Origin of the sequence: Marinactinospora rubrisoli (assembly GCF_042664915.1) — a bacterium.
Taxonomy (GTDB): domain Bacteria; phylum Actinomycetota; class Actinomycetes; order Streptosporangiales; family Streptosporangiaceae; genus Marinitenerispora; species Marinitenerispora rubrisoli.
In genome coordinates this window covers 22,892-30,830 of sequence record NZ_JBHTBH010000022.1, presented here as the reverse complement: position 1 = coordinate 30,830, position 7,939 = coordinate 22,892, and the positions used below count along the sequence as shown (strand labels likewise).

Here is a 7,939-nt window from a genome sequence, read left to right as displayed (position 1 = left end):
GGCCCGCTCGCGGCCGAAGGCGCGCACCACCTGGCCGCAGCCGATCCGCTCCACGACGTGCGCCGCCACCCGCGCTTGCCGGGACCGGGCGGCCCGGTCGGCGGCGCGCAGCCAGGACGACAGCGCCACCGCGGCGGCGCCGCCGGCCGCCAGCACCACCCCGGCGGCGGCCGCAGCCGCCGGGGCGATCACCGCGAACGCGACCAGGCAGCCCGCCAGCAGCGGGAGGGCGACCGCGAGCCGGGCGAGGCCGAGGCTCGCCCAGCGGCGCAGCGCGCTCAGATCGCCCGTCATCCGCAGCGTCGTGCCTCCGGTGGAGCGTCCTCTGCCGGGCGTGCGCAGCGGCGCGGCCGTCACCCGCCGGAACAGCGCCAGCCGCACCTCGGCGCTCCAAGACTGGCCGAGCCGCTCGGCCAGGACGCGCTCGGCGCAGCGCAGGGCACCGACGGCGGCGGCGAGCCCCGCCGCGGCAGCGGCCCAGGCCACGAGCGTCCGGGCCGGCTGGGGACCGGCCGTCATGCCGGCCACCGCGCGGGAGACCAGCAGCGCCCACAGCACCGCCCCGGTGGCCTGGGCGAGGCCGACGGCGACCAGCGCGGCGAAGGTCCGCCTCCGCCGCCCGGCGAGCAGCCGCGGCAGCCGGCCGGCGGGCGCCGCCGCGTTCACGCCGACCGCTCGGCCGCGGTGGCGCGGCCGGCCAGCAGGGCGGCGGCGACCGCCGGGTCGGCGAGGTCGTCCGGGGTGTGCACCGGGACGTCGAGCCGGTCGCCCGCCTCCCGGACCGCGAGCGGGGCGGCGGTGATCCGGCCGGAGACGGCCACGACCGGCAGCCCCGCGGCACGCAGCCGTTCCCGGCCGAACAGGGCGCCGGCCGCGTCCCCGGCCGCGAACACCCATCCGTCCACGAGCGAGCGCAGTTCGTCGCGGGCCAGCAGCGCAGCGGTCTCGGGCTGCAGCACCCCGTCGGCGATCTCCAGCACGACGGCGTCGGCCCCGGCCACCACCAGGCGGCGGTGCAGGCCGACGGCCGCGGCGAGCACCCGCTCGACCGGGATCCGGTAGGTGGTGGCGAGACCGGCGTCGGTGAAGTCCAGAACCTCCCGTGCCCCGGAGTCGGTGAACAGCCAGCGGTCGCCGCCCGCGCCGGTGCCCGTGATCTTTGCCGCGCCGACGGTGCGGCCGGCGGCGGACAGGCCGCGGACGAGGGCCGCTCCCGCGGTGGTCTTGCCGGAGTTCATCGCCGTGCCGACGACGGCGAGGGTGGGGATCGGACGCAGCGGCCGGGGCGCCGGCGGGCCGGCGAGGGCGGACATGGTGATCGGCGTGCCCTGTCCGTCGACGGCCAGCCCGAGCGGCCGCAAGCAGGTGGGTGCGGTCATGGCGGTGTGCGCCGAGACGACCCGCGCCGCGATGCCGCCGGCGGCGACGAGGTGGCACGGCCCCAGGTCGGCGGGTGGGACCGCCTCGAACTGGTCCGGTGCGTAGCGGGCGGCGTAGGCGGCCAGCACCAGGTCGCCGGGAAAGAGGTGGGCCCGCCGGCCGTCGGCGAGTTCCAGCCGGGTGTGCCGGCCGACGGAGGTGACGGCCGCTGCGACGACGTCGCCGTGCCGTGGCCGCACATCCGGCCCGCGCAGCACGGCCGCCGGGCGGCGGTCCCGGAGGGCCCGCACCGTGTAGGAGACCTTGAGGGCGGCGCGTTGCGCGTCGGACAGCTCGGAGACGACGCGGGCGGGCGTGGTCGTTGCTGGCATGGAGGGCGCTCCCGACTGGTCGGCGGCGGAGGGATTCCGCCGGGATCACCTGGGAGCCTGGTCCGGCACGATGAGCCGCGGCTGAGCCGTTGATGAGAGGGTCCTCATCTCATGCCACGGGCCCCGGCTTTCGCCGCGGCGCCGAACCGGCGGGAACGGCGAGGGGCCGAGAACCGGGCGCGCTCGGACCGGGACGCCCGGAGGGCTCCGCCTTGAGCCGCAAGGGGGATGGACGCCAGGTGGGTCGCGGGGCGTCGACGTCGATCAGCGCCCCGGGCGGCGGAGGCGAACGACGGCACGCACGGCCGCATCTTCCCGGAACGCACCGATCCGGCTCGTCTGTGTCCCGCTCGCCCGATGCCGTGGCGTCGGACCCGCCGCCCGCCCTAGACGAGTGGTTCCGACGTCCGGTGGACGTCCGGACATGCGGAGAGGGGTCCACGATCGAGGTGTGACGCAAGACCTGGACACCCTGCCGACCGCACGCTATGTCGAGATCGACGACCAACTGGAGGCGAAGCGGCCCATGAGCCGCCCGCCACGGTTCACCGGCTCCGGGTTGCTGCGCCCGGCCGTGGCACACGCCCCGCCCTGCTTCACCTCCAAAGCCCGCTGGACGCGCCTCATCCGCACCCGGCTCGGCCCATGGTCCCCTACCCGCCCGAACGCCCCGGCTGCAACGAACGGCTGCACGCCGCTCTCCCCCTGGTCAACAAGCCCGCATCGCCGGACGCCTGGCACGCCCCCCTCCACCGGCCACCGCGTCCGCACTCACCCGCATCCCGCGTCACAGGACAGCACACCTGGCGAGGCGCCGGCCGCACGTCCCCGGCCCGCTCCGCACGGCGCTCGGCTCACCCCGCCAGCCGGTACCCCATGCCGCGCACCGTCTCGATGCGCCGATCGCCGATCTTGCGGCGCAGCGCGCGGATGTAGACGTCGACCACGTTGGAGCCGGGGTCATGGTCGTACCCCCACACGTGCGACAGGATCTGCGCACGGGACAGCACCTGGGCCGGGTGCCGGAGCAGCAGTTCCAGCAGCGCGAACTCCCGCGCGGTGAGGTCGATGGTGCCCTCGCCGGTGGTCGCGCGCCGGGTGCGCAGGTCCAGGGCCAGTTCCCCGGCGCGCAGTACCGTCAGCTCCGCGCCGCGTTCGGAGCGCATGCGCAGCCGCACCCGGGCCAGCAGTTCCTCGAACCGGAACGGCTTGGTCATGTAGTCGTCGGCGCCGATCTCCAGCCCGGTCACCGTGTCGCGGACGCCGTCGCGGGCGGTGAGGATGATGACGGGCAGCGTGGCGCCCAGCCGGCGCATGCGCCGCAGCACGCCGAAACCGTCCTCGTCCGGCAGCCCCAGGTCGAGCACCATGAGGTCGAAGTCACCGGTGAGCGCGCACTCCACGGCGTCGCGCCCGGTGGTCACCACGGTGACGGCGAATCCGTTCGCGCCGAGCCCCTTGCGGACGAAGGAGGCGATCCGCTCCTCGTCCTCCACGACGAGTATCCGGCTCACGCGCGCGCTCCTCTTCCGTCCGTGGGGAACCACAGGGTGAACGTCGCCCCCGCTCCGGGTTCGGACGTCACCTCGACCCTGCCATGGTGGGCGTCGGTGATGGCCCGGACGATCGCCAGGCCGAGACCGGCGCCGGTGCGGTCGCCGGGGCCGGGCGTCCCGCCCCGGGAGAACCGCTCGAAGATGGCCTCCTGCCGCTCGCGCGGGATGCCGGGGCCGGTGTCGCTCACCCAGAAGGTCACCGAGGCGCCGTCCTCGGCCACCTGCGAACCGATGCGCACGGTGTCGCCGGGGCCGGTGTGCCGGACGGCGTTGTGCGCGAGCTGCACCATGGCCTGGGTGACACGCTGCGGATCGAGGCGGACGGTGCCCTCACCGATGGCCGTCAGCCGCCAGTCGCGGTCGCCCAGCGCGCGGACCTTGGCGTCAACGTCGCTGGTCAGCTCGGCGACCGAGACCCGGGACGGGTGCAGGAAGTCCGGGCGCTGTGCGGTGGCGAGCAGCAGCAGGTCCTCCACGATGCGGGCCATCCGGTCCAGTTCGTCGGTGACGAGCCGGACGACCTCGCGCCGCTCGTCGGGGTCGTCGCCCATCAGTTCCAGGTGGCCGCGCACGATGGTGATGGGCGTGCGCAGCTCGTGGCCGGCGTCGTCGACGAACCGGCGCTGCGCGGAGAACGCCTCCTCCAGCCGGTCGAGCATGGCGTTGAACTGCTCGGCCAGCGCGGCGACGTCGTCGTTGCCTGAGACGCTGATACGCCGGGACAGGTCCTCCTCGGTGATCTGCGCGGCGGTCTGGCGGACCAGCCGGATGGGGGCCAGGATCAGCCCGGCGACCCACCACGCGGCGGCGCCGGTGAGCACCAGGCCGACCAGGCTGACCAGTGCCAGGATGCGGGCCGTGCGGTCGACACCGGCCGTGTCGGCGTCGACGAAGTAGCCGATGACGAACCATCCGCCGGGGGCCGTCGAGCCGTCCGGCGTGCGCACCCGGATCTTCTCCCAGCGCAGCAGCCCGCGCGGGGTCCGCACCTCGCCGCGCCGTTCGGGAGCGGCCAGGACGGCGTCGAGCAGGGCGGGGTCGGCGGAGACGTCGAAGAGCGGCTGCTGTCCCTGCCGGACCCGGCCGGTGTCGACGGTGGCGCCGGGGGCGGTATTGACGTGCCCGAAAAGGATCTCGCTGCGGTCGGGGTGCTGGCGGCTGAGGTGCGCCCGCAGCAGACTGGCGACGTCGGGGAACGGCCGTCCCGTCGCGGGGTCGACGCCGACCGCGGCGAATTCGCGGAACTCGCCGATCTCCTGGGTGAGCGCCCGGTCGACGCGGTCGTCGACCTCGCTGCGCAGCGCCTGCCAGGTGACCAGGTTGACGAGCACCAGCAGCCCGGTCATCAGCATGACGACGCCGGCCATGATGCGGGCGCGGGCGGCCACCCGGCGCCGGGGGGCGGCGGCGGGGACCGGCTCGGCGTCCTCGGGGGGCGGGGCGGCGGAGGCGGAGAGCGGGAGGGTGTCGGCGGCGGCCGAGCCGCGGCCGGGGTGGTCCGGCGGGCCGTCAGTCGTCATCGTCGTCCCCGTCATCCCCGTCGTCAGCGTCCTCGTCATCGTCATCGTCGCCGGTGATCACGGGCGGCGGGTCGACGACCCCGTCGTCGGCGCCGGGAGAGGCGGACGGGGACGGGGTGGTGCTGGCGCGCGGATCGGCGGACTCTCCGATCACCACCTCCGCGGGCGGCCCTGACGGGCCGGCGCCGTGGTCGGCCCCGCACGCCGCGGCGATGCCGACGACGCTCGCGGCCACCCCGGCGGCGATCAGCAGGAGGCGGAACACGGGTCTCATATCGGCCCAGCATCGCGGTGGAAGGCGACGCGGGCATGAAACGGATATGAGGAGATCCTCATCTGCACCGGCCATCGGCGGTAACGGCGTAACCGTGACCGGACCGATTTGACTTTTTTATTTAAATTTGAACTAGTGTACGCGAGCGGCCACGCCGGATCCGGGTCTCCCGCCAGCACGGGCCGCCGCAGGAGAGGGGGGCAAGGGGCGCCGCAGTAGCGGCGGCGCCCCTTGCGCGCGGCGCACGCGGGCGCCGCCGCGCTGCCCGGCTCCGGCACGGCGTGGCGGACGCCACACCGGCCGCCGCGCCGCGACCGGGCGCCATTGTCCCCGGGGCACGGATCGCAAGGTCAGCGGGCCGCCGGTGCGGAGGCCACGGCCCCCGCAGGCCCCGGGCCGGACGGCGCCCCGCCGCTATCCTGAGCGGGTGCCTGAGTTATTCGCGACCGCCGCGACCGCCCGGCCGCGGCGGGCACCGGCCCCCCACGCCGCGGCCCCGCCCACCCCCCACCGTCCGGAGCCCCGGTGCTCGGAGTCATAGCCGGTTTCAGCGTCATCGCGTCGGTCATCTGCGTGGGATACATCCTGGGGCGCACCCGGACGCTGGACGAGCACGGCCGGCGCGCCCTCACCCGGCTGGCGTTCTACGTCGCGACGCCGGCACTGCTGTTCGAGACGCTCGCCCGGGCCGACCTCGCGATTCTGACCTCCCCGAGCCTCCTGGTCACCGCGTTCAGCATGCTGGTGGTCGCGGCCGTGTTCATCGCCGTCGGTGCGCTGCGGCGGTGGGGCGTGGGACGCACCACCGTTGGCGCGCTGTGCTCCAGCTACGTCAACTCCGGCAACCTCGGCATCCCGATCGCGGTCTACGTGCTCGGCGACGCGACGCTCGTGGCCCCGGTCATGCTGCTCCAGCAACTGGTGTTCTCACCCGTGGCGCTGACCGTGCTCGACCTCAGCCAGCGGCGCCCCGGCGCCCCTCGCCCGTCGGTGCCCTCCCTCGTCACGACCCCGTTCCGCAACCCGGTGGTGCTCGCGTCGCTCGCGGGCGTCCTCGTGTCGGCGTCGGGGTGGCACGTCCCGCCGGTCATCATGGAGCCGGTCTCGCTCATCGGCGGGATGTCGGTCCCCGCGGTCCTGCTGGCCTTCGGGGTCTCGCTGCGCGGCAGTTCCCTGCTGATCCGGGGCGTGGACCGGTGGCCGGTGCTGCTGTCGGTGCTGCTGAAGACCGCCGTCCACCCGGCGGTGGCCTGGCTGGCCGGCCGGTACCTGTTCGGGCTCGACGGCGACCTGCTGTTCGTCGTGGTCACCGCCGCGCTGCCCGCGGCGCAGAACCTGCACGCCTACGCGAGTCAGTACGAGGTCGGCACCACGCTGGCCCGGGACTCGATCCTGCTGTCCACGCTGCTCTCGGCGCCGGCCATCCTGCTCGTCTCCGTGCTCCTCGGCGGCACCTAGCCGGGCTCGGCCGTCCGGATTCGGCCAACGGACCACGATCACCGTCACCGAGAGTAGGGTTACGGACACGTATCGTCTCCGGCCGGTGGCCTTGCGTCCCTACCCTGTCGCCGCCGGCCCCTGACCCGAGGGGCTTCATGCGCATCGTGCTCACCGCCCTGCCCGCCTACTCACACCTGGTGCCGCTGGTGCTGCCCGTCGCCGACCTCGCCCGCCGGGCCGGGCACGAGGTCGCCGTCGCGACCGGCCCGGAGGCGGCCGGACACGTCGAGGAGGCCGGGTTACGGGCGCTGGTGACGCCGAACGCCCCCGCGATCTCGACGGTCATGCGCGACCCCGCCCTCAGCGGGATGGCCCGCCCGGAGGAGATACCGGATCTCGGATCGGTGACCAGCGACCTGCCGCCGGAGGTGTTCGCGCGCGTCTTCGCCGAGGTCTTGGGCGGCCGGGTCGCCGACGACCTGCTCGACCTGCTCACCGGCTGGAAGCCCGACCTCCTGCTGCGCGAGTCGACCGAGTTCGGCGGCTACCTCGCCGCCGAGCGGCTCGGCATCCCCCACGGCGTGATCGACATCGCCCCCATGTCGCCTCAGGCGCACCCCGTCCTGCTCGACCGGCTCAACGCCGGGCGCCGGCGGCTCGGCCTCCCCGCCGTCGACGACCCGTGGCATCCGCTCCGCGGCTTCCGCGCCGCCGTGGTGCCCGAGGAGTTCTACCCACCGGAGGCCCGGCTCGCCAACGCCCGCTACTACCGGCCACCGGCTCCGGCCGCCGGGGAGCCGCTGGACCCGGCCATCGCCGGCCTTCCCGGCGACCGCCCGCTCGTTCTGGCCAGCCTCGGCTCCACCGCACCGCAGCTGCTCGGCGAGCGCCCCGCCCTCCTGGACACGATCATCGCCGCCCTGGCGGATCTGCCGGTGACCGGCGTCGTGGCGCTCGGCGCCGGGCGCGATCCGCGCGATTGGACCGGTCCCCGCCCCGGCAACGTGCACCTGACGTCGTTCGTGCAGCAACGGGCGCTGCTGCCGGCCTGCGACGTGTTCGTGACGCACGGCGGCTTCAACGGCGTTCGGGAGTCGCTCGCCGCCGGCACCCCCATGGTCGTGCTGCCGATCTTCGCCGAGCAGCCCGCCAACGCCGACCGGGTGGCCGCGCTCGGCGCCGGAGTGCGCCTGAACCTGGAGCAGGCCACCCCCGAGGCGCTGCGCGAGGCGGTGCGGCGGGTCTGCACCGATCCCGCCTTCCGGTCCCGCGCCGCGGCGTTGCAGCGGGCGGAACTCGCTCTGCCGCCGTTGGATCGCGTCGTCGAGGACGCGCCCGCGCTGCTCGGCTGAGGCCACCCTTCACGCGTTCCGCCGGCTCCCGGCGCGACCCGCCGGG

7 protein-coding genes are annotated in these 7,939 nt (G+C 75.2%); 2 read left to right on the top strand and 5 right to left on the bottom strand.

Annotated elements, in window-relative coordinates; all coding sequences use genetic code 11:
- The 5 genes from ACFQRF_RS27340 to ACFQRF_RS27320 all read right to left on the bottom strand — a co-directional run.
- Positions 1 to 666 (bottom strand): ABC transporter transmembrane domain-containing protein (locus tag ACFQRF_RS27340; RefSeq protein WP_379874322.1); only part of this gene is annotated, 666 nt, incomplete at its 3' end.
- A complete protein-coding gene (locus tag ACFQRF_RS27335) occupies positions 663 to 1,751 on the bottom strand; it encodes a P-loop NTPase family protein (protein WP_379874321.1) in 1,089 nt (362 codons plus the stop codon). The genes ACFQRF_RS27340 and ACFQRF_RS27335, both read right to left, overlap by 4 nt.
- 854 nt (positions 1,752 to 2,605) lie before the next feature.
- Positions 2,606 to 3,265, bottom strand: a complete 660-nt coding sequence (locus ACFQRF_RS27330; RefSeq protein WP_379874319.1) for a response regulator transcription factor — start codon at positions 3,263 to 3,265, stop codon at positions 2,606 to 2,608.
- On the bottom strand, positions 3,262 to 4,827 hold the full coding sequence (locus ACFQRF_RS27325) for a sensor histidine kinase (RefSeq protein WP_379874317.1): 1,566 nt from the start codon (positions 4,825 to 4,827) through the stop codon (positions 3,262 to 3,264). Before ACFQRF_RS27325 ends, ACFQRF_RS27330 begins: the two co-directional genes overlap by 4 nt.
- On the bottom strand, positions 4,817 to 5,101 hold the full coding sequence (locus ACFQRF_RS27320) for a hypothetical protein (RefSeq protein ID WP_379874316.1): 285 nt from the start codon (positions 5,099 to 5,101) through the stop codon (positions 4,817 to 4,819). The genes ACFQRF_RS27325 and ACFQRF_RS27320 overlap by 11 nt, the downstream gene beginning before the upstream one ends.
- A 525-nt stretch (positions 5,102 to 5,626) precedes the next feature.
- Here ACFQRF_RS27320 and ACFQRF_RS27315 point away from each other — a divergent pair.
- Positions 5,627 to 6,559, top strand: a complete 933-nt coding sequence (locus ACFQRF_RS27315; protein ID WP_379874314.1) for an AEC family transporter — start codon at positions 5,627 to 5,629, stop codon at positions 6,557 to 6,559.
- 137 nt (positions 6,560 to 6,696) lie between these two features.
- Complete coding sequence (locus tag ACFQRF_RS27310; protein ID WP_379874313.1) at positions 6,697 to 7,893, top strand: glycosyltransferase; 1,197 nt, start codon at positions 6,697 to 6,699, stop codon at positions 7,891 to 7,893.
- Positions 7,894 to 7,939 lie beyond the last annotated feature (46 nt).